This window comes from Sediminicola sp. 1XM1-17, from assembly GCF_037203765.1.
Taxonomy (GTDB): Bacteria; Bacteroidota; Bacteroidia; order Flavobacteriales; family Flavobacteriaceae; genus Sediminicola.
The window spans coordinates 141,924-164,580 of the sequence record NZ_JBBCAS010000007.1 but is presented as its reverse complement, the minus strand read 5'-3'; the positions used below and the strand labels follow the sequence as shown (position 1 = coordinate 164,580).

Below are 22,657 nucleotides of genomic sequence, written 5' to 3'. Positions count from 1 at the left end.
ATAAAAGGTTGCTTTTTGTACTTTTGCTTAATTAGAATAAATAAAAATAAGCTATGAAAAAAATGATACTGTTTACTATGAGCATGGTCCTTTTTTGGGCATGTTCTTCAGATGGTACAGATGATATTCAAAATCCCAATCCCACTCCGGTCAACTTTGATAGGGGTGCCATGTTGGAGAATTGGGCAGATAACATAATCATTCCTTCTTATGAGGCTTTTGATGTGGAAATGTCCGAACTTAACAATGCTTTCCTGGTGTTCAAAGCGGACCGGTCTACGGCTAACCTGAAAGCCTTCAGGGCTGCTTGGTTGGATACTTATAAAATGTGGCAGCGTGTTTCCATGTTTGAAATAGGGCCTGCAGAAAATGTAGGACTACGTTTAAATGTAAATATCTATCCCACAAATACCCAAAAAATAGATGATTATGTAGTATCCGGCACTTATGACCTATCACTATCTTCAAACCGTGATGCCAAAGGATTTCCAGCCTTGGATTATTTGATCAATGGTTTAGGTGAAACGGACATGGATATTGTGGCTAGGTTTGCTGCTCCAGATCAGAATGGCCTTATAGCATATACCGAATCTGTATTGTCTGATATGACCAATTTGACAACTACGGTATCCAATGGGTGGAAAAATGGCTATAGGGATGTTTTTGTTGCTAATGATGGGGCATCGGCCACCGCTTCCGTAGACCGCTATGTGAACGATTATATTTTTTATTATGAAAAGTTTCTTAGGGCCGGAAAAATGGGCATACCACTGGGTGTCTTTTCTGGAAGTACCCTCCCTAAAAATTTAGAGGCCTATTATAAGGGTGATATTTCCAAAGAACTGTTTTTGGAAGGTCTTTCCGCGATTCAGGATTTTTTCAACGGCAAGCACTTTAGGGCATCTGCCTCCGGAGAAAGTTTGGCTAGTTATCTGGATTCCTTGAATATTGTTAAGAATGGCGTAGATTTGAAAGCTGCCATAAACGCTCAGTTTAATACAGCTAGAGCGTCAGTAAGTGCACTTTCCTCATTCAGGGCTGAAATCGAAAATAACAATCCGCCAACGGCCATGTTGAGTGCTTATGATGAGGTTCAAAGAGCTGTCCCGTTATTAAAAGTGGATATGGTTTCTGCCATGAGTATTAGTGTTGATTTTGTAGACGCTGATGGTGATTAATACATGAAAGATCGTATACAACAATATTTAGTCAAGCCTGTGGAGGCCGCCCCTTTGGCGGTCTTTCGCATTTTCTTTGGCATAATGATGTTGTTGAGTATCATCCGTTTTTGGAGTTACGGTTGGATTAAAAAATTATATATAGAACCCAAGCTTTTCTTTTCCTACTACGGTTTTGAATGGGTTAAACCTTTTGGGCAGTATACCTACCTCCTTTTTGTTATTTGTGCCTTGTCCGCAGTGTTTGTGGCACTGGGTTATAAATATAGAATGGCTATTATCATGTTTTTTATAAGTTTTACTTATATAGAATTGATGGACAAAACCACTTATTTGAATCACTATTATTTTATAAGCATTTTGTCCTTCTTAATGATCTTTCTTCCGGCCAATGCTTATTATGCCATTGATGCCTTTAAGAACCCAGACAAGGCGTTTGAGTATGTGCCGGCATGGAGTATCAATTCCATAAAGGCTTTATTGGCCATCGTCTACTTTTATGCCGGTTTGGCCAAGTTAAATTCGGATTGGCTGGTCCATGCCATGCCCCTTAAGATATGGTTGCCCTCAAAGTTCGATATTCCTGTTTTGGGTGATTTCATGCACTTTGAATGGGTTCATTATGCTTTCAGTTACGGTGGGGCTATATACGATTTGGCTATTCCTTTTTTGCTGTTTTTTAAACGGACAAGAACTGTTGCTTTCATTTTTGTGGTTATTTTCCATATCCTGACCAGGGTCCTTTTTCCCATTGGAATGTTTCCCTATATCATGATTGTTTCGGCCCTCATATTTTTTGATGCAAGCTTGCATCAAAAGATATTGGGATATCTAAGCAAGCTGTTGCATGTGAATATCAATAACTTTAATACCCAACGGGTATATGAGCCGGCGAACAAATTAAAAGCAAGAGCTTTGAAAATTGTTCTGGTTTGTTTCTTTGCTATACAATTGCTCCTTCCGTTTCGATATTTGGCTTATCCCGGGGAGCTATTTTGGACGGAGGAAGGATTTCGGTTTTCATGGCGCGTTATGCTCATGGAAAAATCAGGTTATGCAAATTTTAAAGTGGTGGATGGTCAGTCGGGGAAATGGTTTTATGTGGATAATTCAGATTTCCTGACTGCGTTTCAAGAAAAGCAAATGTCGTTTCAACCTGATTTTATTTTGGAGTATGCCCACTTTTTGGAAGACCATTTCTCCAAAGACGGATTTAAGGATATAGCCATTTATGTCGATTGCCAGGTTGCGCTCAACGGTAGATTGAGCAGTACATATATAGATCCAACGGTAGACCTGACACAGCACCAAGAATCATTTCAGCACAAAACGTGGATAATAAATTTTAAAGATGAGATTAAAGGATTTTAATATTGCCATATGCTTGCTTTTCTTTTTTCAATGGTCTCATGCCCAGTTTGAATTGAGGGGGACTGTAAAGAATACCGAGAACAACAAGGTTCCAGATGCCGAGGTGTATCTTAAGGAATTGGAAAAATTTGCAAGGGCCAATTCTGATGGAAATTATAGCATTGATAATATTGCCCCAGGTTCCTATCAACTTATTGTATTTGCCTATGGATATAAGGTGAGGGAGGAAAAAATCCAGATCGCAGCAAATACGGCTATGGATATTTTATTGGAACCTTTGTCCGAGGAATTATCTGAGGTTGTTGTTACCCAACAACGGGAAAAAATATTTGCACTCAAGCAATTGAAAAAAGTAGAGGGCACGGCTATCTACGCTGGAAAAAAAACCGAGGTTGTTCTCTTGGACGGCTTAGTGGGGAATTTGGCGGCCAATAATGCCCGGCAGGTATATGGGCAGGTTGTTGGCCTCAACATCTATGATAATGGGGATGCCGGCCTGCAATTAAATATTGGGGGCAGGGGATTGGACCCCAATCGTACGGCTAATTTTAATACCCGTCAAAATGGGTATGATATCAGTGCGGATGTCTTGGGATATCCGGAAAGTTATTACACCCCACCTGCAGAAGCACTACAAGAAATTCAAGTGGTGCGTGGAGCTGCTTCCCTACAATATGGGACACAGTTCGGCGGTTTGGTCAATTTTAAGTTCAAAACACCCGAACCCGACAAGAAAATAGCTTGGGTAAGCAGGCAGACAGTAGGTTCTTATGACCTAAGAACTAGCTTTAACAGTCTTAGTGGTACTTTGGGCAAGTTTAGCTATTACACGTATTTCAATTATAAGGAGGGTAATGGTTTTAGACCCAATAGTAGTTATGGGAGCCGTAATTATTTTGCCCATCTCGGATATCAATTCAATGACCGGACAAAAGTAACCCTGGAGACCACATTCCTGAACTATTTGGCCCAACAGCCAGGTGGTTTGACAGATTCACAATTTTTGGAGGATCCTACTTTTAGCAACAGAACCAGAAATTGGTTCGATGTGGATTGGAAATTATTTTCACTTCGATTGGATCACGATTTTTCGGATTACACGAATATGAGCTTAAATGTTTTTGGTTTGAATGCATCAAGGAAAGCCCTGGGCTTTAGAACCAATCGCGTTTCACAACCCGATGATCCCTCGGAACCTAGAGAATTATTGGTGGACAATTTTAAAAATTGGGGCGCAGAACTAAGGGTATTGAGCCGTTACAACTTGGGAGAGCAGGAATCTGCCTTGTTGCTCGGGGGAAAAATCTATAAAACGAACAATGACCAAAGGCAAGGACCTGGTACCAATGCCTCCAATGCTGATTTTAACTTTGCTGACGATACGTATCCCAATTATGAAAGACAGTCCGCATTTGATTTTCCAAATTTTAATCTGGCCTTTTTTGGTGAAAATGTGTTCAATATCAGTGACAGATTTAATTTAACACCTGGATTTCGATTGGAACATATTAAAACCGAAAGTGTAGGAAGTTATAGGAATATTGTGCTGGATTTGGCGGGGAATCCTTTGTTGAACGAGGAGATTGAAGATAACCGTACTTTTGATAGGACCTTTCTATTGCTTGGATTGGGAGCATCTTATAAATTGAACCCTTCAGGGGAGTTTTATGGCAATATTTCCCAGAATTATCGTTCTGTAACCTTCAGCGATATTCGTGTGGTAAACCCTTCCTTTCAAGTAGATGAAAACATTGATGACGAGAAGGGTTTTACGGCGGACCTTGGATTTCGTGGGCGATTAAAGGATAAATTATCCTATGATTTGGGAGCTTTTACCCTACTTTATGACAATAGGTTGGGCGAGGTTCTGAAAAGTGAAACACGTACCAATTCGCAGGGTGAAGAGGTGGAGACCGGTCGTATTGTCCGTTTTAGAGGGAATATCGGGACAGCTTTGATGTACGGTTTTGAAGGGTTTGCTGATTGGAGCCTAAAGGAGACTTTTATGCCCAGTATAACAAAGATGAAACTGAACTACTTTGTAAACCTTGCGCTGACGGAATCTGAATATATCTCATCCGAGGAAAATAATGTGGAGGGAAATCAGGTGGAATTTATTCCCAAGGTAAACCTAAAAACAGGTCTGCGTTTTGGATATGGCGACCTGCTTGGAAGTTTTCAATATACGTATTTGTCCAAACAGTTTACCGATGCTACCAATGCACCACAAGATGTCAATGACAATCAAAGGGGTATTGAAGGAGCTATTCCTGCCTATGATATCTTTGATGCTTCTTTGTCCTATACATTAAAAAAATTACGCTTGGAAGCTGGTGTCAACAATGTCCTGAACAACTCGTATTTTACACGAAGGGCAACAGGTTATCCCGGACCCGGAATACTTCCGGCGGAGCCAAGAACTGCATATATAACGTTACAACTAACCCTTTAATTAAATCCTATGAAAATTCTTAAAAAAATTCTGATCGTACTTTTGGTAGCTTTGGTTCTTATCCAATTTTATCGTCCCGAGAAAAATAATGCCGAATACAGGGATGTAGCGTCCTTTGAGGCCGAGACAAAACCAAGTCCGGAAATGAAGGCCGTATTGGAAAACAATTGTTATGATTGCCACAGCAATAAAACGGAGTATCCTTGGTATGCGGAAATAGCCCCAATTTCATTTGTTATTGCCGATCATGTGGAGGAAGGTGCCGAACACTTCAATGTTTCGGACTGGGATGCTTATACCGTGAAAAAAAAGGATCATAAGTTGGAAGAGTTGATCGAAGAGGTGGAGGAAGGTGAAATGCCCGAAAAGGGGTATTCGCTCATCCATGGTAAGATGACCGACAAAGAAAAACAAGAATTGATAAATTGGGTCAAAAAGGCACGCGAAAATTATGTGGTCGGAGATGGTATTCAGTAATATAACCAATAAAAATCACTACATTTGCACGCAATTATATAAATAATTGCTATGCAAGCTCATCTTGATAAGATTGTTGGTGAAGGTTTAACCTATGACGATGTACTGCTCGTCCCGGCATATTCTGAAGTTCTTCCCAGGGAAGTGAACATTCAAACAAAATTTACTAGGAACATTACCATAAATGTACCCATTGTTTCTGCTGCCATGGATACGGTAACAGAATCCAAAATGGCCATTGCCATGGCCCAAGAAGGAGGAATTGGTGTGCTTCATAAAAATATGAGTATTGAGAAGCAGGCCATGAAGGTCAGAAAGGTAAAACGTGCCGAAAGCGGCATGATCATCGATCCGGTGACTTTGCCCCTGAACTCTGTTGTACGTGATGCCAAGGCTAGCATGAAGGAATACAGCATTGGTGGAATTCCCATTATTGATGGTGAAGGTAAACTTTTGGGAATCGTTACAAATAGGGACCTGCGTTTTGAGAAAAATAATGATAGGCCAATTGCTGAGGTGATGACCTCTGAAAACTTGGTTACAGTGGCCGAAGGCACCAGCTTGGCACAGGCCGAGGATATCCTACAACAACATAAGATTGAAAAGTTGCCTGTTGTCAACAACGACAATAAATTGGTCGGGTTGATTACGTTCAGAGATATCACTAAACTTACACAAAAACCTATTGCAAACAAGGATCAATACGGTAGACTAAGGGTTGCCGCTGCACTTGGGGTAACTGCGGATGCTGTTGAAAGGGCAGAAGCCTTGGTCAATGCAGGTGTTGATGCTGTTATTATCGATACTGCCCACGGACATACCCAAGGGGTGGTAAGGGTTTTGAAAGAAGTAAAAAAGAAATTTCCAGACCTGGATGTTATTGTTGGTAATATCGCAACAGGGGAAGCTGCAAAATATTTGGTTGAAGCTGGTGCTGATGCCGTCAAAGTAGGTATTGGACCAGGATCTATCTGTACCACAAGGGTTGTGGCCGGAGTAGGTTTTCCACAGTTTTCAGCTGTTTTGGAAGTTGCAGCTGCCATCAAGGGCAGTGGTGTTCCGGTGATAGCTGATGGTGGGATAAGATATACAGGTGATATTCCCAAGGCGATTGCCGCTGGGGCCGACTGTGTTATGTTGGGATCCCTGTTGGCGGGTACCAAGGAATCTCCGGGTGAAACCATCATTTACGAAGGGAGAAAATTTAAATCCTACAGGGGAATGGGTTCTGTGGAAGCCATGAAGCAAGGGAGTAAAGATAGGTATTTCCAAGACGTTGAGGATGATATCAAAAAATTGGTGCCGGAAGGAATTGTAGGACGTGTTCCTTATAAAGGGGACTTGTTCGAAAGTATCCATCAGTTCGTTGGAGGTCTACGTGCAGGAATGGGCTATTGTGGTGCCAAGGATATTGAATCCTTGAAAGAAAATGGAAGGTTCGTTAAAATTACGGCCAGTGGTATCAATGAAAGCCATCCACATGATGTTACCATAACCAAAGAGTCTCCAAACTATAGTAGGTAGTTCAGGATCTAAAATAAAAAGAAAGCCCAAAACAATGTTTTGGGCTTTCTTTTTATAAATGGTTTCTAATTTATTTGCTCTGTCCTGTATAGGTTTTCCAATCTTTCTCTTTGTAGATATTATCCCCGAAATATTGGGCAATATTTAAAAATGGTTCCGGTTTTTGATATCCAGGAACCGGTGATAACATGTTCAGCTGTTCGTCCAAAAAGATGGTGGTGGGATAGCTCAATTTGCCCTGCATCAAAGCTGCAGCAAATTCGTGGTAGCCAGTTCGTCCCTGTGCCACAAACTTATAGGTCTTGCCTTTGAAATCAATAGGTTCTTTGCCTTCCCCGTCCATTTTTACCATATAAAAGTTCTTGGTCATGTAGGCGGCCACTTCTGGATTCTGAAAGGTATCCTTATCCATTTTTTTGCACCATCCACACCAATCAGTATAGACATCGATAAAGACTTTCTTTGGCTTCTTATCGGTTTGCGACTTTTTTACGGCCTCATCCCATGACATCCATTTTACTTCCTGAGCGGTCATTGTCAAGGAAAAAAATCCTATGCATATGAACAACAGGAGTTTGGTATTGAATATTTTATTTAAGTCCATCCAAGTATTTTTTACGGGATTAGTCCAATAAGTATACCAAAAATAACGAAAATAACGAATGTTTATTTTACAGTGGCCTTTTCCTTTTTAACAGCAAAGAGGTCTTTGGTGTCTATCTGGTTCCTGATCAGGTCCTCAAAAGTCTCGCGTTCCCTGATTAGAATGGCTTTTCCTTGATGCCATAATACCTCGGCAGGCCTAAATCTGGAATTATAGTTGCTCGCCATGGTAAAGCAATAGGCTCCGGCATTTTTAAAACACAGTATATCACCTTCCGATATTTCCTTGATCCTTCGGTTGCTCGCAAAAGTATCGGTTTCGCAAATGTAACCTACCACAGAATAGTAGCGTTCCCTACCTTCTGGATTTGAAATGTTCAGAATGCTATGTGTTGCACCATATAACATAGGTCTTATCAAGTGGTTAAATCCTGAATCAACACTCGCAAAGACCGTAGACGTGGTCTGTTTTACCACGTTTACCTTTGCCAAGAAATAGCCAGCCTCACTGACCAAAAATTTACCCGGTTCAAACGCCAAGGTCAATTCCTTGCCGTATTCCTTGCAGAAATCATTAAACTTTTCGGTCAATTTTTGTCCTAGTTCTTCTATGTTGGTTTCAATATCGCCCTCCTTGTAAGGTACTTTAAATCCACTTCCAAAATCGATAAAGTCCAGATTTTTGAAATTTTTGGCGGTATCAAAAAGAATTTCAGAAGCATATAAGAATACGTCAATATCCAAGATATCGCTTCCGGTATGCATATGGATCCCATTGATGTTCATTTTTGTAAGATCAACAATTCTGAGCAGATGGGGAATTTGATGTATACTGATCCCAAATTTACTGTCTATATGTCCTACGGAAATGTTTGAGTTGCCGCCCGCCATTACGTGCGGGTTGATACGGATACATACAGGAATATTTGGGTGTTTGCTCCCAAACTGTTCCAGGATGGATAGGTTGTCAATATTGATCCTGACGCCCAAGGCCGAAACCTCTTCTATTTCTTCCAAAGACACGCCATTGGGAGTGTATATGATGGATTCCGGTTTGAAACCGGCCAACAACCCGAGTTTTACCTCTTGTATGGAAACGGTATCCAATCCACTGCCCAAACTGTTCATCAGTCTGAGTATGGAAATGTTGGACAAAGCCTTTGCGGCATAGTTCAACTGCAGATGTTTTACCCCCTTAAAGGCATTTGTCAATCTGTTGAACTGGGATATGATTTTTTCTGAATCATATACATATACCGGATCTCCATATGTTTTGGCAATATCTAATAAATCGGAGTGCTTCATGGCCTAAAATATTTTGTGCAAAGCTAACCTACTTCGGGGATGTGAACAAGAAATGCGACAACTTATTTGAATAATACAACAAATTGTTATAAATACAACAATATAAAATAGCTGGTTTTTTTGCCTTCCATGCTTACATCTTCTATTTTTAATAAAAAAAGATCATGAAACTTCCAATGTTTCCGCTTCAATCCGTATTCTTTCCCGGTGAAAGAGTGGCCCTTCATATTTTTGAAGAGCGGTATAAACAGTTGATCCAAGATTGTTTGGCGGAGGCGATTACCTTTGGTATTCCGGTTTATATAGATAACACCGTAGCCTATGGAACGGAAATGAAATTGGTGGAAATTGTACACACCTATCCCAATGGGGAAATGGATGTGGTTTGCAGTGCCCAAAGGGTATTTAAGGTAATGACATTTGACAATGAGATGGAAGGTCGACTTTATGCCGGGGGGATAGTGACCTTCTTGGATTATATAGAAGATGGACTCCAATCACAAAGGGATTCCGTTATAGAATACACCAAAATGCTCTATGGTCTAATGAATATTCCTTTTGACCATATTTATAAAGGAGCTCTTACCTTGGACAAACTCATCCACAAGATCGGTCTCACGTTGCATCAAGAGTACCATTTGTTGAAAATGGTGCATGAAAGTGAACGATTGATTTATATAAGATCTCACCTTATTGCTACCACAGAAGTTTTGAAACAGGTTAACCATATGAAAGATGTTATTGAGATGAACGGTCATTTCAAAAATTTTGATCCGTTGGATTTCAAGGATTTTAAAATATAATATGCCGATGTTTCTTTTTTCATTAGGGTAATTACCTAGGGTTTCCTATTTTTGCTACCGAACAAAAAGATACCATTTACATATGAATCTTCACGAATATCAAGGAAAAGAAATATTAGCAAGTTTTGGTGTACGTATCCAAAGAGGAATCGTGGCACATAATGCAGCAGAAGCCGTTGAGGCCGCAAAACAACTTACCGAGGAAACAGGAACAGGATGGCATGTGATCAAAGCACAGGTCCATGCGGGTGGACGTGGTAAAGGTGGTGGTGTGAAACTTGCCAAAAACTTGAGGGAAGTAGAAGAGATCGCAGGAAAAATAATAGGGATGAACCTTATTACACCACAAACCTCTGCAGAAGGTAAAAAAGTTCACCAAGTATTGGTTGCCGAGGATGTCTACTATCCAGGTCCAAGTGAGACTTCCGAATTTTACGTTTCTGTTCTCTTGAACAGGGGGACTGGAAAGAATATGATCATGTATTCTACCGAGGGAGGTATGGATATTGAAGAGGTTGCTGAAAAAACACCGCATTTGATTTTTACGGAAGAAATTGAACCTTCTGTTGGTTTAATGCCTTTTCAGGCCAGAAAGATAGCTTTCAATCTTGGGCTTTCGGGAACGGCTTTTAAAGAGATGACGAAATTCGTTACTTCTTTGTACAAAGCCTATGTGGAAAGTGATTCCAATATGTTCGAAATAAACCCAGTGCTCAAAACATCAGATGACAAGATCATGGCGGTAGATGCCAAAGTATCCATCGATGACAATGCATTGTATAGAAGAAAGCAATATGCTGAAATGCGCGATTTAAGGGAGGAGAATCCTATCGAGGTGGAAGCAAGAGCCGTAGGTCTTAACTACGTTGACCTTGACGGAAATGTTGGGTGTATGGTAAATGGTGCCGGATTGGCAATGGCTACCATGGACCTGATCAAGATGGCTGGTGGAGAACCTGCCAACTTTTTGGATGTAGGTGGTACTGCGGATGCCAAACGTGTAGAGGAAGCTTTTCGTATCATCTTAAAGGACGATAATGTAAAAGCGATCCTTATCAATATCTTTGGTGGTATTGTAAGGTGTGATAGAGTTGCCCAAGGTGTTGTTGATGCTTACAAGAATATGGGAGATGCCATAAAGGTGCCGATCATTGTTCGTTTGCAGGGAACCAATGCCGAATTGGCAAAAGAAATTATAGACAATTCCGGATTGGCCGTTCATTCAGCGGTTCAGTTCCAAGAGGCGGCAGATAAAGTGAAAGCTGTTCTTGCTTAAGAAATTAAATAGTCCAGACTTAAAAGAGCCATGCTGAAAAGTATGGCTTTTTTTTTGTTTTAATGTAACGACGTAGTAGTGCTTTTTACTTGTTTCCATATGATTTGTGATAGGGCTTACCGTTGGAGTTGGAATAGCCGGACATGTCTTCAAAATCCTTAAAATCAGAATTTTAATTAAAAAAAGAGGCTGTTTCGCGTAACATTTTCGATTTAGGATAGTCTTTCTAATGTAACATCATCAATCATAAATCAAACAATCATGAAAAAAATCAAATCAATTTTGATAGCTGCAATGCTATTGACCGTCGGAAATGTTTTAGCAAATGATCTTGAATTGACAGAAAGGTCGATCGTGGATCCAGAAAATAATTTGACCCTGCAAATAGGGGAGATGTTAATGGATAATTCTTTTGTTTATAATGGGAAGGATCTACTTGCAGAAGTGCGTTTTACATTGAACAGGCAAAGTGAAATTGTGGTTTTATCCGTTATGACAGAAGAAGGGCCTATGGAAAGCTTTGTGAAAAGTAAATTGAACTACCAGAAAGTTAGTCAATCTGGTTTTGAGGAAGGCAAAATCTTTACCGTCCAAGTAAGGGTTTGTCAATAGGATTAGCTGAAAAAAAATCCTGAAACCTTTCAGGATTTTTTTTTGTTCTTATATTTCACATAACTGATATCTGGTATGTTCTCTTTCTTTGGTCTTGATTTATAGGACGGCTTTGTTGTCGATTGGGCTGGTTTGGAAGTCTTGGTCGCCGTTTCTTTGGTTCTATAAATAATTTCTTTGGGTATTTTTGGATTTTCCTTGGTTCCTCGTAGATGGATCACGAGGCCATTTAAAAAATTACGCAAAATCTGATCCCCGCATTCCACATATTTTGGGTGATCCTCTTTCCTGAAAAAGGCGCCTATTTCACTTTTGGATATATTGAAATCTACCAACTTCAAGATTTCTACGATCTCATCATCACGCAGCATCAGGGCCACTCTCAGTTTCTTAAAGATGTCGTTATTCGTCATAAAAAATGAATTTCCTGCAAGGTACTACAAATATGTTATGTGGTCTGTATCCAATAATATTTTCGACTTGCAGTATACGAAATATGTCCTTTTTTTAGTTATATAAAGTGTTGGCATCCAGTAAACTAGTTCTAAAAGAGAAATGTATGAGCACTTTTGAGGAAAAACTAAGCATTCTCTCGGAAATGATAGCATTTGCCAGAGTGGACAACTCCGTAAAAACAGAGGAATACAACTTTTTGTTGAACGTAGCGAATCAATTGGGTGTTGATAAACTGACCTTTGATTCCCTTTTTGATAAATCCTCGGCACCCATTTTCTTAAAATCCGAGGCCGAGCGTATACTTCAGTTCCATAGATTGGTCTTGTTGATGAATGTAGACAGGACCGATACTGCATTGGAAGTAGCCCTGTTGCACAATATAGGACTGGGGATGGGTTTACCGCCAACCGCCATTGAACAGGTATTGACCATCATGCACAAATATCCTGACAAAATAATACCACCGGAAATACTCATCAATATATTTAAAATACATTACAACTGAACAAAGCGACATAATGTCGCTTTATTTTTGCACTTAAGCGACATAATGTCACTTAAAATGCATTGGTATATAATTTGCCATTAGACTATAAAAAACAATAAAAGTCTAATTAAAATATTGATAGTCATGAGTACAGTAAAAAGAAATCACCCATTGTTTCCTTCTTTGATGAATGAAATTTTCAAGCCAGATTGGTTTGGAGGATTGGATAACTATAACAGTGCAGTACCTGCAGTTAACATCAAAGAAAATGAAACCAATTTTGAATTGGAATTGGCAGTTCCTGGAAGAAAAAAAGAGGATTTCAACATAGAAATGGACCACGATGTCCTTACAATCTCTTCCGAAATCAAGCAAGAAGAAAATATCTCTGAAGAGCAATATACCAGAAGGGAATTTTCCTATTCTTCATTTAAGAGAGCGTTTACATTGCCGGATACCATTGATTCCGATAATATCAATGCATCTTACGAGGATGGAATTTTAAAATTCGTTCTTCCGAAAAAAGAGGAGGCCTTGCCAAAACCAAAAAGAATGATCGAGATTGCCTAACGAGTAAAGGTTTGTTTAGTTGATTTGTTTCTAAGGGCACCATGTTATGACATGGTGCCCTTTTTAGTTTGGAATAGGTTGGTCCAATATTGACAAACAACTTTGTATACCTTCCAAAAAATTGCCCAATCTAAAATTTTCATTGGGACCATGGATATTGTTATCCGGATTGGGAATTCTTATAGAAACGGCCGGTATCCCCAAGGTCTCAATAAAAGCCCCTATAGGTTGTGAACCTCCGGTAGTGCGCATATTGACCATGTTATTTCCAAATATGCGGTTCATGGCCCTATTGAGCATCAGACCAACATTGGAGTCAAAATCGGTTCTAAAGGCTTTTGAACCCAGCTTATAGGTGAAGGAAGCCAATTTGGGGTATTGGTTTCTTTCTATATCCGAAGGAATACTGTCAACCAAGTGGAAACCCTCGTTGATGATAAATTGTCGCAAGGATTTCATCAACCGCTCCCCGTTGGATTCCGGGACCAATCGCATATCAATTTCTACAATGACTTCATTGGGAATAATGGTGCGTACTTCTTTGCCCACATAAGCGGCCTCCATGCCTCTGATATTGAGGGAAGGATATTGTAGTGTTTCTTGGTAGGTGTCACCAATCGCGTCATGGGCTGCAATGCCCAATTCTAACTTGATACTGTCCAGGTTCTCTGGAAGGCTGTTCAAAATATTTTTTTCCGTGGCTGATAAATTGATGCCATCGTAGAATCCCGGTAGGGTTACTCTCCCCTGATCGTCTTTTAGTTTGCCAAGCAGACGGGCTGTATTGAACACCGGGTTGGGGGCAAAATTGCCATATTGACCACTGTGCAGCGCTACTTTTGGACCAAAAACTTTGAAGGTTGCGGTTGCGATGCCCCTGGCACCGTAGGTAAGGGTGGGTAAATTGGATAAATGCCTTGTTCCATCCATGATCAGGACCATTTCTGCTTTCAACAGGTCCTTGTTCAGTTCCACAGCGGTAGGCAAGTGTGGGGAGCCCAGCTCTTCTTGGAAATCCATGATGACCTTAATATTGTAAGCTGGCTTCTTCTTCTGATCTTGTAAAATCTGTAGGGCGCTGATCAAACACATGGCCGGACCTTTGGAATCGGAAGAGGATCTGGCAAAAATTCGCCATTCCGGGTTAAAGTTATGCTGAATATTATCAAAAGGGATGGATTCCCATTGATCTTTGCCAACAGGATTTTTGAGTACTGGAAGAAAAGGATTTTTTTGATCCCATTTGGTCGTATCCACCGGTTGTCCATCTATCTGGAGGTAAAAAAGGACCGTTTTCGCATTTTGATGAAATACTTTCTGTGCGAACAACAAAGGCGCTCCATTTGTTTTGATAATTTGGGATTCAAAGTCCAACTCCGCAAACAAGGCCTGACATTGTTTTAGGTTGGCTTGTATCTGTTGGGGATCATGGCCGTCATTGGGAATTTCCAAAAACGTTTTTAATTGGGTTACGGCTTCAGGGAGTTTCTGTTTTGATAAATCGATTATCTCCTGCTTGGAGAGTGTCTGGGATTGTCCAAAAAAATTAAATAAGAAAAGCGCCAATAAGATGATGGTGGATGGGTTTCTTACTTTTTCCATGGTATGTTATTATTCCTGTTCCTGAAGCATTTTTATCTCGTCCCTCAACTTGGCCGCCTGCATAAAATCAAGCTCCTTGGCGGCTTTCTCCATGGCCTTTCTTTTGTCCCGGATAATCTGATCTTTTTGTTCGCTGGTAATGTATTTTAAATCGGGTTCGGCAGCCCGCATTTCTTCTTTCTCAAAATGGTAGGCTGACACCGAGTTTTTGGTCAGTGCATTGTCCAGGCTTTTGTTCAGGGCCATAGGAACCAAATTGTGTTCTGTATTGTAGGCAATTTGTTTTTCTCTTCTGTAATTGGTCTCGTCAATGGTCTTTTGCATGCTCTCCGTAATCTTATCGGCATACATAATGGCAATACCGTTTAGATTTCTAGCCGCCCTACCCACAGTTTGTGTCAGTGATCTTGCACTGCGCAGGAATCCCTCCTTGTCCGCATCCAGAATGGCTACCAAGGAAACCTCTGGTAAATCCAGTCCTTCCCTCAAAAGATTCACCCCAATAAGGACGTCGAAGATGCCCTTTCGGAGATCCTGCATAATTTCTACCCGCTCCAAGGTATCCACATCACTATGGATATAGCGACATCTTACATTGATCCTGGTCAAATATTTGGCAAGTTCCTCCGCCATACGTTTGGTCAAGGTGGTCACCAAGGTCCTTTCGTCCCTTTCCACCCTCAGTTGTATCTCCTCTACAAGATCATCTATTTGGTTTTGGCTTGGGCGTATTTCTATGACAGGATCCAAAAGTCCCGTTGGGCGAATGACCTGTTCCACATATACGCCCTGGCTCAATTTCAATTCATAATCTGCGGGGGTGGCACTTACGTATATGGTCTGGTTCTGCAGGGCTTCAAATTCTTCAAATTTTAAGGGCCTATTGTCCATGGCCGCCGGCAATCTAAACCCATAATCCACCAAATTGACCTTTCTTGACCGGTCACCGCCGTACATAGCGTGTACCTGGGGTATGGTGACGTGACTTTCATCAATAATCATCAAATAGTCGTCCGGAAAGTAGTCGAGGAGGCAGAAAGGACGGGTGCCGGGCTGTCTGCCGTCCAAGTATCTGGAATAGTTTTCTATGCCAGAGCAGTACCCCAATTCCCTGATCATCTCCAGGTCAAAATTGGTGCGCTCTTCCAAGCGTTTGGCTTCAAGTGGTTTGCCTATTTCCTGGAAATAGGCGATCTGCTTGACCAGATCGTCTTGGATCTGATGAATGGCATTCTGTAAAATATCCGGGGAGGTAACAAACATGTTTGCCGGGTAGATGTTCAGACTTTCATAAATTTCCACCACCTTGTTCTTGAAAGGATCAAAGGCTTCAATTTCTTCGATTTCATCACCAAAAAAGTGGATCCTAAAGGCATGGTCCGCATAACTGGGGAAGACATCAACGACATCGCCCTTGACCCTAAAATTGCCATTCCTGAAATCGGCCGTGGTTCTGGAATAAAGACTCTGCACTAGTTGGTGTAGAAATTTTGTTCGTGAAATGACCTGGTCTTTGTGGATGGAGATTACATTTTTTTGAAATTCCACAGGGTTTCCTATACCATACAGACAAGAGACAGAGGCCACTACCAATACATCCCTTCTTCCCGATAGGAGGGATGAGGTGGTACTCAATCGCAATTTTTCTATGTCTTCGTTGATGGAGAGGTCTTTTTCAATGTAGGTTCCCGAGGTAGGGATGTAAGCCTCCGGTTGGTAGTAATCGTAGTAGGAAACAAAATACTCTACGGCATTTTCCGGAAAGAACTGCTTGAACTCCGAATATAGCTGTGCCGCCAAAGTTTTGTTATGCGCCAAGACCAAGGTTGGTCTCTGAACCGATTCCACAACATTGGCAACGGTAAAGGTCTTTCCAGATCCGGTAACACCTAATAGGGTCTGGTACTGCTCATTGGATTCAATGCCTTCTACCAGTTCCTTGATGGCTTTAGGTTGGTCGCCCGTAGGTTTAAATTCCGATACTACTTTGAATTTCATCTTGTAAAATTACGAAAGAAGGGTGGTTAATGCGATTCAAAGCAACTAATTTTAACGTAACGTTTGTATCTCAAACGGTTTTTAAACCAGCGTAAATAGGAAAATGATCCGAGGTAAGGGAGTGACTTTTCCTAGTACCCAATATTTATAAATCCCTTTTTTTCAACAGGGCATAAGACCCGTAAACAAAAATGGCGGTCCATAAAAGGACCAAAAGTATTTCATACCAGTGCACGGCATAGTCCATATTGAATTTTTCACCGATCTGGTTTGCCACAGATTGCACCGCCCCCAATCTTGAAAAGGGTTCCTTCAATAAATTGGACATGGATTCCAGGGGAAGAAAATTCATGGCTTTTTCCGAGGCCTCCTTGCCAAGAGTACCCCAAACCAGAAAACGGATACCCAGATTTTCAAATATGGCCCAGAGGATCAAAAATCCAAGGGCGAAGGCCGACCGCTTTACCAAAATGCCCAAAAAGAGACAGAATGAAAAGAAACCAACCAATTTTACGAAAAAGGCCAGCAAATATTCCAATTGGGAAAAAATGATAGCAACCTCATTGTAATCAGAATAGATCAGTCCCAAAATCAAGGACACCGCAAAGACGAAAACTGTGGATACCAGGGCAAAAGTGATGACCGTAAGAAATTTTGATAGTACAAACTCTTTTTTGGACAGGCCGTCTATCAGGTTTTGCTTTATCGTTTTGTTACTGTACTCATTGGCCATCATGGAGACGATGACTATGGCCAGGAACAGTTTAAAGATGGCGGTGATATAGGTGTTAAAGTGCCAGATATATGGGAAATTAAAAATGCCTTGATCTGCCAAATGAAATTTCACGGGACCTATATCAAATTTAACTGCAGCTATCAATGCTATGGAGGTAAGGAGAATAAAGTAAGATATGATCAAAAACTTACTGGCCCTATTGTTCCATAATTTTATAAATTCTATTTCTAACAATCGTTTCATAATGGCGTTGGTTCTATGGTTCAGGTTGGTTGGGATATCCCTTTAGTTGGCATTAATTAATTCAGGTGAGGTTTTTGTCAGGGTCAAAAATTGTTCCTCCAAACTCTCTTTGCGTTTTACCAGATGGGAAAGCGTAATCCCATTTTTGATAAGTTCCCTATTGAGCTCTTCGGCATCCAAATCTTCAGAAAGAAATGCCGTGATGAGGCCATTTTCCTCTTTTATGGACCTGAAATGGGAATCCTGTTTTAGATGCTCCACCAAGGTTTTTAAATCTTTTGATTTCAATTCAAAATAACCGTGACTTCCCAACATACCATCAACAGGTCCTGCATATAACTTTTCTCCCTTTCTTAAAATGACTACATGACTACATACTTTTTCAACTTCATCCAATAGATGGGAGGCCAATAAGATGGTAGTGCCCTGGGCTGCAATTTCTTTGATGATTACCCGAATTTGGTGTATCCCCTGCGGATCCAAGCCATTGGTAGGTTCATCCAGTATCAATATTTCCGGATCGTTCAGAAGGGCAGAGGCTATGGCCAAACGTTGCTTCATTCCCAAAGAATAGGTGCGGAACTTACTGTTTTTCCTGTCCAACAGACCTACAAGTTCCAATTTCTCCTCAATTTTCTCTGTGCCCACATTTTTGATTTTGCAGACCAGTTTAAGATTCTGAACGGCCGTCATATACGGATAGAAGTTGGGTCGCTCTATAATGGCACCTACCCTTTTAAGGGCATCGTGGGTAGAGACACTCCCGTTGAACCAATCAAAGGAACCAGCGGTTTTGTTGACAACATTCAGGACAATGCCAAGGGTAGTTGATTTGCCACTGCCGTTGGGTCCGAGGATGCCGTAAACATTTCCTTTTTCTATGGAAAATGAAAGATTTTTTACGGCGGTAAGATGGCCAAATTTTTTTGTCAGATGGTTTACGGATAGGATGGTTTCCAAAATAGGACTGGTTTTTGCTATGTTTATAGTAACTTGACGAAGAAATCATTAATTTGTTACAATTAAACGTCCCATAAAAATTTGAAGTAGCGTATGTCGGAAAGATTAATGTCCAAGAAGAAGCCAGCTTTTCCTGTAAATGCCAAGCTAGATGCTTATTTGCATCACTATAGCCGAAAAATAGAGATTCCTATTTTTTACGAAGATCTATTGCGTTTTAACGGATCGGTGGTGGTCTATGATGCCAATGAGGAGGATACCATGTGGATCAGGGTCTACTATTCGGAATTTGAACGCCAAGAAATAGATCTAAGCCTAAAAAAAGTATATTCCATTTTGCATTCTGATGGTAGTGAGAATATCATCCAATATCTCAATGTGGATGCAGTGGATTACTGCACATTTGGGAATTCCAAACCTTTTAGGATCAAGATCAGGAATATCCTCAATGACAATTTTACGTATTTCTATGTGAAGAAAACGGACGCTTCCCGGGTGTATGGCCTGGAACTGGAGCATATGCTTTCTCCTTATAACCTCAATTTTTTGGTCTATAAGGATACCTTGATAGAAGAACATATTTCGGGAATACCCGGTGATGTTTTTATAAAGGAAATGTTGCCCAAATGTACGGAGTCAGAAAAGGCCCAATTGGCCAAGGAGTTTGTGAAATTCAATGAAAGATGTATGATCAGGCTGTTGGGGGATATGCGCTCCTACAATTATGTGATCGTTCCTACCCATGATTTTGACCACGTAGTCTATAGGATCAGGGCAATAGATTTTGACCAACAATGTTTTGAGGGAAAACTGAAGGTTTACAGGCCACAGTTTTTCAAGGAGAACTTGGTGATGGTAGAAATGGTCCGCAAGAAATTGCAGAACCACTCCATAGACCAGTATAAAATAGAAGAAAGATCCATTGTTGCGAAAAGGATCTTGAGTTCAGGTAAGCGGATCAAGAAATTGGTAACCATCTGCAAAGGGGATAAAATTTCAAATATTGAGAACGTGAAATTGTTGCGCGAGCAAATATTTGAACTTACCTATGATCCCAAATTAAAAAGATGTCGAACCATGGGCCAGGTGCTTGGCAATGCCCTGGATTATGTCAAGCGGAATTATGAGGATGTCAGTATGAAACAAATCCTGGAAAACAAGATCCAGGTGTAAATAGTGGATACTCGACGAAAGATCAATAAAAAAAGGGTGCATAGAAGTATGCACCCTTTTTTATATATGGAAAAAACCATGCCAGATGGAATGGCCTAGCTCTTTTGCTCCTTATTGAAATAGACCAGATAGTAGTACATCTGACGCTCTTCGTCCCAACCCTTTTCCACAAATTTCTCCGCAGATTCCGGGTTGATAAAATCCAACTTGATCTGGATGTTCGTATCCAGATTGATCACATTTTTAATCTTCTTTCTGGCGTCGGAAACGGCCTTGTTGGCTATATCAAAATTGGATACATCCTCGATACTGTATTTGGGGCCTTTTTCAACTTTGTAATGTTTGAACTCGGGAATGAGTTCTGGGTTGTCCATGACCTCGTTGAGGAAATTGGTTTCCTCAAAGGCGTCATTTTTGGCGAAGTGGTTCACGGCCCTGTTCATGAACAGGACTTCTTGCTGTTTGTCCTCCGCTGGCAATACCACATCCTTGGCAAAGTTCTGACAGAACTTTAAATAATTTTTAGTCTTGAAATTGTCATCGGACAATGGTTCTGCACCCAAGAAATTCTCCAACCAATATTTGGTGTCATACCTGTTGCTGTCCACGGACAAAATTTTATAGCCATCTTCCTTTTCGGTGTTGAATATAAGACATCCTTTGTCCAGCTTATTGATGTTGATTCCTTGTTGTACCAGAATGTCGAGATTGTTGCCCTTCTCCTCAAATTGGAGAAAGTCATGTTTCAACTCACTTTTAAAGACACCAACGGCATTCACTTTTTTGTTGTCCAACAGTAGATCGGTGAGGTAGGCAATGTACACTTCCCCACTTTTGATGTGCGGATGGTTCGATTGCTCAAAAAGGTAATTAGCGATTTTTTTGGAATTGGCATGCGCACTGCTGGGGTCATCGAAGACATCGGAAACAATTTTGTAAATCTCATTGAATTCCACATCTACCTCATTGTCGAACTTGAAATAGTTTTCTTCTTTTTCCCTGAATGGCTTAAAGAAGTATTCCTTTAGCAGACCGGTGGTCTCATCGTTTAATGCAAACGGTTCGGAGGAAAGAAAAACTCCCTCTCCCTTGTTTTTGTTTCCAACCCGGTGTAGGGAGATACTCTCAATTTGGGTACTGTATAAATTGATCATAAGTGGTCTATAAAGCGATTAGTTCCTTTGGTCAAGGAATTGTATGGGTTAAGTTTTTAAGTTCTTGAATGTGTTTGGAATGGTATTGAAAATCAGTTCCAGTTTTCATCAAAATCCAAGTCCTCGTAATTATCCAAGGTGTCATCAAAATCGAACATCGGGTCCGATTCAAAATTTTTCTCCGGTGGGGAATCTGGCAATTCACCAAAACTGAACAAAATGTTGGGATAGGCCCTACCATCTTCCTTTTCTACGATATCTGCCAATTCTACAAAGAAGGTCCACATGCTCAAAAAGTCATAAACATAAATGAGTTTCGGAGTGTTTTCTGTTAGCAGGTCTTCAATTTGTGTTTCCTGCATGTAACGCACATCAGAACCGCCATCTCCCATATCTGACAGTGCAATTTCTTCTTCTTGGTTCCACTCGTCATCGCAGGTATAAAAGGAGGCCATTTCGTTGCCTAAAAACCCAAACGATTGTGTAATGGTGTTGTGAAATTCTTCCAGTGATCTATTTCCTTCAATTTCAATATCCCTAAAGACATCGTCTTCCGCATCAAGAATTACTCGTATTTTATAAATCATTGTCAACTACTTTTAAGAGGATGCAAAGTTACAAAGTTTTGAGGGTTTTACCTGCTTTTACGGCTTCCAAAACCAAATAGAATTGTGCCCCGAATAAAAGTGCAGCTAACATCAAGTGAACAGGTTGGCTACCAAAGGGGAAATCGATGTATACCATTAATATTCCCGATAGGACTTCCAAAAAAATTAGGGCAATGACCCAGACCATTTTGGGATATCCCAGTCGCAATTTTGAGATGCGATAGACAATCAAAACATTCAGTAAAATTACCAAGATGGAAAAAGATCTGTGCACGTAGAATATCAGGGTAGGGTCCTGAAGCCATAAACTCTTGGCATATTCTCCATGTACATCTATCTGTTCGTCCACAAACTGTCTTACCTGTGTACCCATAATGATCTGCACCATGGTAACACCCAAGGCCAATGCCAATAGAGTGGTCAATGACTTATCTGGTTTATTGTCCTTTATCTTGTGCTCTGAGATGTGTATGATGTAGAGGAGGGCTGCTACGATCACCAGTGCCATGACCATATGCATGGTTATCTTGGAGGGGAGCAGAACCGAATACACCACGGTAGCCCCGAGCCAGGCCTGAAAGCCCATTCCAAAAACGACCAACCAGGACAAATTAGGTATTAGTTTATTCTTTTTCCAATAGCTGAAAGACAGCACGGCCAAAACCAAGGTTGCCAATCCGGCCAAGGCGCCAAAAAGTCGGTTGATAAATTCAATCCAAGTGTGCAGTGGATTAAAGATGGCATAATCATGTTTGGTATAAGCCTCCCAGTTTTCTTCCTTGTACGTCCCACCAGTCTCAAAATCGGCCTTGGCAACTTTCAGGGATTCGTCAACTATAATTACTTGACCTTTTTTGAAAACCTTATTGGGTTGAAACTGTAAATCGGCACTATCCGTTGGAGGTATATAGTATCCAAAACACTTGGGCCAATCTGGGCAACCCATTCCACTTCCCGTCATACGGACCACTGTCCCGGCCACAATAACCAGATAAACCAATATTAGGGCTGTTTTTGCTATTTTTCTGAAGGAATGCTGCATGGTAACACTAATTGAAATACAAAATTA

The 22,657-nt window shown here is 40.7% G+C and carries 21 protein-coding genes; 11 read left to right on the top strand and 10 right to left on the bottom strand.

Annotation, left to right across the window (positions count from 1 at the left end):
- Positions 1-53 precede the first annotated feature (53 nt).
- Genes WAA86_RS11945 through guaB form a run of 5 tightly spaced genes read left to right on the top strand, consistent with a single transcriptional unit; the run spans position 54 to position 7,002 of the window.
- Positions 54-1,178: an imelysin family protein gene (locus WAA86_RS11945; RefSeq protein WP_337301239.1), complete on the top strand. Its 1,125-nt coding sequence runs from the start codon at positions 54-56 to the stop codon at positions 1,176-1,178.
- Positions 1,179-1,181: 3 nt separating this feature from the next.
- Positions 1,182-2,549, top strand: coding sequence for an HTTM domain-containing protein (locus tag WAA86_RS11940; protein ID WP_337301238.1), 1,368 nt, complete (start codon positions 1,182-1,184; stop codon positions 2,547-2,549).
- Complete coding sequence (locus tag WAA86_RS11935; RefSeq protein WP_337301237.1) at positions 2,530-5,001, top strand: TonB-dependent receptor; 2,472 nt, start codon at positions 2,530-2,532, stop codon at positions 4,999-5,001. The genes WAA86_RS11940 and WAA86_RS11935 overlap by 20 nt, the downstream gene beginning before the upstream one ends.
- A 9-nt stretch (positions 5,002-5,010) precedes the next feature.
- Positions 5,011-5,478 (top strand): heme-binding domain-containing protein, encoded by a 468-nt coding sequence (locus WAA86_RS11930; protein ID WP_337301236.1) that lies wholly within the window; start codon positions 5,011-5,013, stop codon positions 5,476-5,478.
- A 51-nt stretch (positions 5,479-5,529) separates the two neighbouring features.
- Positions 5,530-7,002, top strand: a complete 1,473-nt coding sequence (guaB, locus tag WAA86_RS11925) for an IMP dehydrogenase (RefSeq protein ID WP_337301235.1) — start codon at positions 5,530-5,532, stop codon at positions 7,000-7,002.
- A gap of 70 nt (positions 7,003-7,072) precedes the next feature.
- Here guaB and WAA86_RS11920 read toward each other — a convergent pair whose 3' ends face one another.
- Positions 7,073-7,606, bottom strand: coding sequence for a thioredoxin family protein (locus WAA86_RS11920; protein WP_443217589.1), 534 nt, complete (start codon positions 7,604-7,606; stop codon positions 7,073-7,075).
- A 62-nt stretch (positions 7,607-7,668) separates the two neighbouring features.
- Positions 7,669-8,910 (bottom strand): diaminopimelate decarboxylase, encoded by a 1,242-nt coding sequence (lysA, locus tag WAA86_RS11915; RefSeq protein ID WP_337301234.1) that lies wholly within the window; start codon positions 8,908-8,910, stop codon positions 7,669-7,671.
- 164 nt (positions 8,911-9,074) lie between these two features.
- Between lysA and WAA86_RS11910 the strand changes: the two genes are divergently transcribed.
- The 3 genes from WAA86_RS11910 to WAA86_RS11900 all read left to right on the top strand — a co-directional run bounded on the left by WAA86_RS11910 (position 9,075) and on the right by WAA86_RS11900 (position 11,601).
- Complete coding sequence (locus WAA86_RS11910) at positions 9,075-9,713, top strand: LON peptidase substrate-binding domain-containing protein (RefSeq protein WP_337301233.1); 639 nt, start codon at positions 9,075-9,077, stop codon at positions 9,711-9,713.
- Positions 9,714-9,795: 82 nt separating this feature from the next.
- Positions 9,796-10,989: an ADP-forming succinate--CoA ligase subunit beta gene (gene sucC / locus WAA86_RS11905; RefSeq protein WP_337301232.1), complete on the top strand. Its 1,194-nt coding sequence runs from the start codon at positions 9,796-9,798 to the stop codon at positions 10,987-10,989.
- A gap of 261 nt (positions 10,990-11,250) precedes the next feature.
- Entirely contained in the window at positions 11,251-11,601 is a 351-nt protein-coding gene (locus WAA86_RS11900; protein WP_337301231.1) for a hypothetical protein, read from the top strand.
- Positions 11,602-11,630: 29 nt separating this feature from the next.
- Here WAA86_RS11900 and WAA86_RS11895 read toward each other — a convergent pair whose 3' ends face one another.
- Entirely contained in the window at positions 11,631-12,014 is a 384-nt protein-coding gene (locus WAA86_RS11895) for a DUF1456 family protein (RefSeq protein WP_337301230.1), read from the bottom strand.
- A 146-nt stretch (positions 12,015-12,160) separates the two neighbouring features.
- Here WAA86_RS11895 and WAA86_RS11890 point away from each other — a divergent pair, with 146 nt between their 5' ends.
- Both WAA86_RS11890 and WAA86_RS11885 read left to right on the top strand, forming a co-directional pair.
- Positions 12,161-12,562: a TerB family tellurite resistance protein gene (locus WAA86_RS11890; RefSeq protein WP_337301229.1), complete on the top strand. Its 402-nt coding sequence runs from the start codon at positions 12,161-12,163 to the stop codon at positions 12,560-12,562.
- Positions 12,563-12,688: 126 nt separating this feature from the next.
- Complete coding sequence (locus WAA86_RS11885) at positions 12,689-13,114, top strand: Hsp20/alpha crystallin family protein (protein WP_337301228.1); 426 nt, start codon at positions 12,689-12,691, stop codon at positions 13,112-13,114.
- Positions 13,115-13,177: 63 nt separating this feature from the next.
- On the opposite strand, the gene WAA86_RS11880 is transcribed toward WAA86_RS11885, so the two are convergent.
- The 4 genes from WAA86_RS11880 to WAA86_RS11865 form a co-directional block, all read right to left on the bottom strand.
- Positions 13,178-14,716 (bottom strand): M20/M25/M40 family metallo-hydrolase, encoded by a 1,539-nt coding sequence (locus tag WAA86_RS11880; RefSeq protein ID WP_337301227.1) that lies wholly within the window; start codon positions 14,714-14,716, stop codon positions 13,178-13,180.
- Positions 14,717-14,725: 9 nt separating this feature from the next.
- Positions 14,726-16,714: an excinuclease ABC subunit UvrB gene (uvrB, locus tag WAA86_RS11875; RefSeq protein WP_337301226.1), complete on the bottom strand. Its 1,989-nt coding sequence runs from the start codon at positions 16,712-16,714 to the stop codon at positions 14,726-14,728.
- A gap of 145 nt (positions 16,715-16,859) precedes the next feature.
- Positions 16,860-17,693 (bottom strand): ABC transporter permease, encoded by an 834-nt coding sequence (locus tag WAA86_RS11870; RefSeq protein ID WP_337301225.1) that lies wholly within the window; start codon positions 17,691-17,693, stop codon positions 16,860-16,862.
- Positions 17,694-17,735: 42 nt separating this feature from the next.
- Positions 17,736-18,653, bottom strand: a complete 918-nt coding sequence (locus tag WAA86_RS11865; RefSeq protein WP_337301224.1) for an ABC transporter ATP-binding protein — start codon at positions 18,651-18,653, stop codon at positions 17,736-17,738.
- A gap of 93 nt (positions 18,654-18,746) precedes the next feature.
- On the opposite strand from WAA86_RS11865, the gene WAA86_RS11860 reads away from it, so the two are divergent.
- Positions 18,747-19,826, top strand: a complete 1,080-nt coding sequence (locus WAA86_RS11860; RefSeq protein ID WP_337301223.1) for a hypothetical protein — start codon at positions 18,747-18,749, stop codon at positions 19,824-19,826.
- Positions 19,827-19,921: 95 nt separating this feature from the next.
- Here the strand turns inward: WAA86_RS11860 and WAA86_RS11855 are convergent, their stop codons facing one another.
- The 3 genes from WAA86_RS11855 to WAA86_RS11845 form a co-directional block, all read right to left on the bottom strand.
- Positions 19,922-20,980, bottom strand: a complete 1,059-nt coding sequence (locus WAA86_RS11855) for a nucleoid-associated protein (protein WP_337301222.1) — start codon at positions 20,978-20,980, stop codon at positions 19,922-19,924.
- A 92-nt stretch (positions 20,981-21,072) separates the two neighbouring features.
- A complete protein-coding gene (locus tag WAA86_RS11850; protein ID WP_337301221.1) occupies positions 21,073-21,567 on the bottom strand; it encodes an IS1096 element passenger TnpR family protein in 495 nt (164 codons plus the stop codon).
- Positions 21,568-21,595: 28 nt separating this feature from the next.
- Positions 21,596-22,630, bottom strand: coding sequence for a COX15/CtaA family protein (locus WAA86_RS11845; protein ID WP_337301220.1), 1,035 nt, complete (start codon positions 22,628-22,630; stop codon positions 21,596-21,598).
- Positions 22,631-22,657: the final 27 nt, after the last annotated feature.

Coding starts and splice junctions, on each gene's coding strand:
- WAA86_RS11935 (WP_337301237.1), top strand. CDS start 2,530: ATGAGATTAAAGGATTTTAATATTGCCATATGCTTGCTTTTCTTTTTT.
- WAA86_RS11890 (WP_337301229.1), top strand. CDS start 12,161: ATGAGCACTTTTGAGGAAAAACTAAGCATTCTCTCGGAAATGATAGCA.
- WAA86_RS11900 (WP_337301231.1), top strand. CDS start 11,251: ATGAAAAAAATCAAATCAATTTTGATAGCTGCAATGCTATTGACCGTC.
- WAA86_RS11930 (WP_337301236.1), top strand. CDS start 5,011: ATGAAAATTCTTAAAAAAATTCTGATCGTACTTTTGGTAGCTTTGGTT.
- WAA86_RS11895 (WP_337301230.1), bottom strand. CDS start 12,014: ATGACGAATAACGACATCTTTAAGAAACTGAGAGTGGCCCTGATGCTG.
- WAA86_RS11880 (WP_337301227.1), bottom strand. CDS start 14,716: ATGGAAAAAGTAAGAAACCCATCCACCATCATCTTATTGGCGCTTTTC.
- WAA86_RS11870 (WP_337301225.1), bottom strand. CDS start 17,693: ATGAAACGATTGTTAGAAATAGAATTTATAAAATTATGGAACAATAGG.
- guaB (WP_337301235.1), top strand. CDS start 5,530: ATGCAAGCTCATCTTGATAAGATTGTTGGTGAAGGTTTAACCTATGAC.
- WAA86_RS11885 (WP_337301228.1), top strand. CDS start 12,689: ATGAGTACAGTAAAAAGAAATCACCCATTGTTTCCTTCTTTGATGAAT.
- WAA86_RS11850 (WP_337301221.1), bottom strand. CDS start 21,567: ATGATTTATAAAATACGAGTAATTCTTGATGCGGAAGACGATGTCTTT.
- uvrB (WP_337301226.1), bottom strand. CDS start 16,714: ATGAAATTCAAAGTAGTATCGGAATTTAAACCTACGGGCGACCAACCT.
- WAA86_RS11945 (WP_337301239.1), top strand. CDS start 54: ATGAAAAAAATGATACTGTTTACTATGAGCATGGTCCTTTTTTGGGCA.
- WAA86_RS11910 (WP_337301233.1), top strand. CDS start 9,075: ATGAAACTTCCAATGTTTCCGCTTCAATCCGTATTCTTTCCCGGTGAA.
- sucC (WP_337301232.1), top strand. CDS start 9,796: ATGAATCTTCACGAATATCAAGGAAAAGAAATATTAGCAAGTTTTGGT.
- WAA86_RS11940 (WP_337301238.1), top strand. CDS start 1,182: ATGAAAGATCGTATACAACAATATTTAGTCAAGCCTGTGGAGGCCGCC.
- WAA86_RS11855 (WP_337301222.1), bottom strand. CDS start 20,980: ATGATCAATTTATACAGTACCCAAATTGAGAGTATCTCCCTACACCGG.
- WAA86_RS11845 (WP_337301220.1), bottom strand. CDS start 22,630: ATGCAGCATTCCTTCAGAAAAATAGCAAAAACAGCCCTAATATTGGTT.
- WAA86_RS11920 (WP_443217589.1), bottom strand. CDS start 7,606: ATGGACTTAAATAAAATATTCAATACCAAACTCCTGTTGTTCATATGC.
- lysA (WP_337301234.1), bottom strand. CDS start 8,910: ATGAAGCACTCCGATTTATTAGATATTGCCAAAACATATGGAGATCCG.
- WAA86_RS11860 (WP_337301223.1), top strand. CDS start 18,747: ATGTCGGAAAGATTAATGTCCAAGAAGAAGCCAGCTTTTCCTGTAAAT.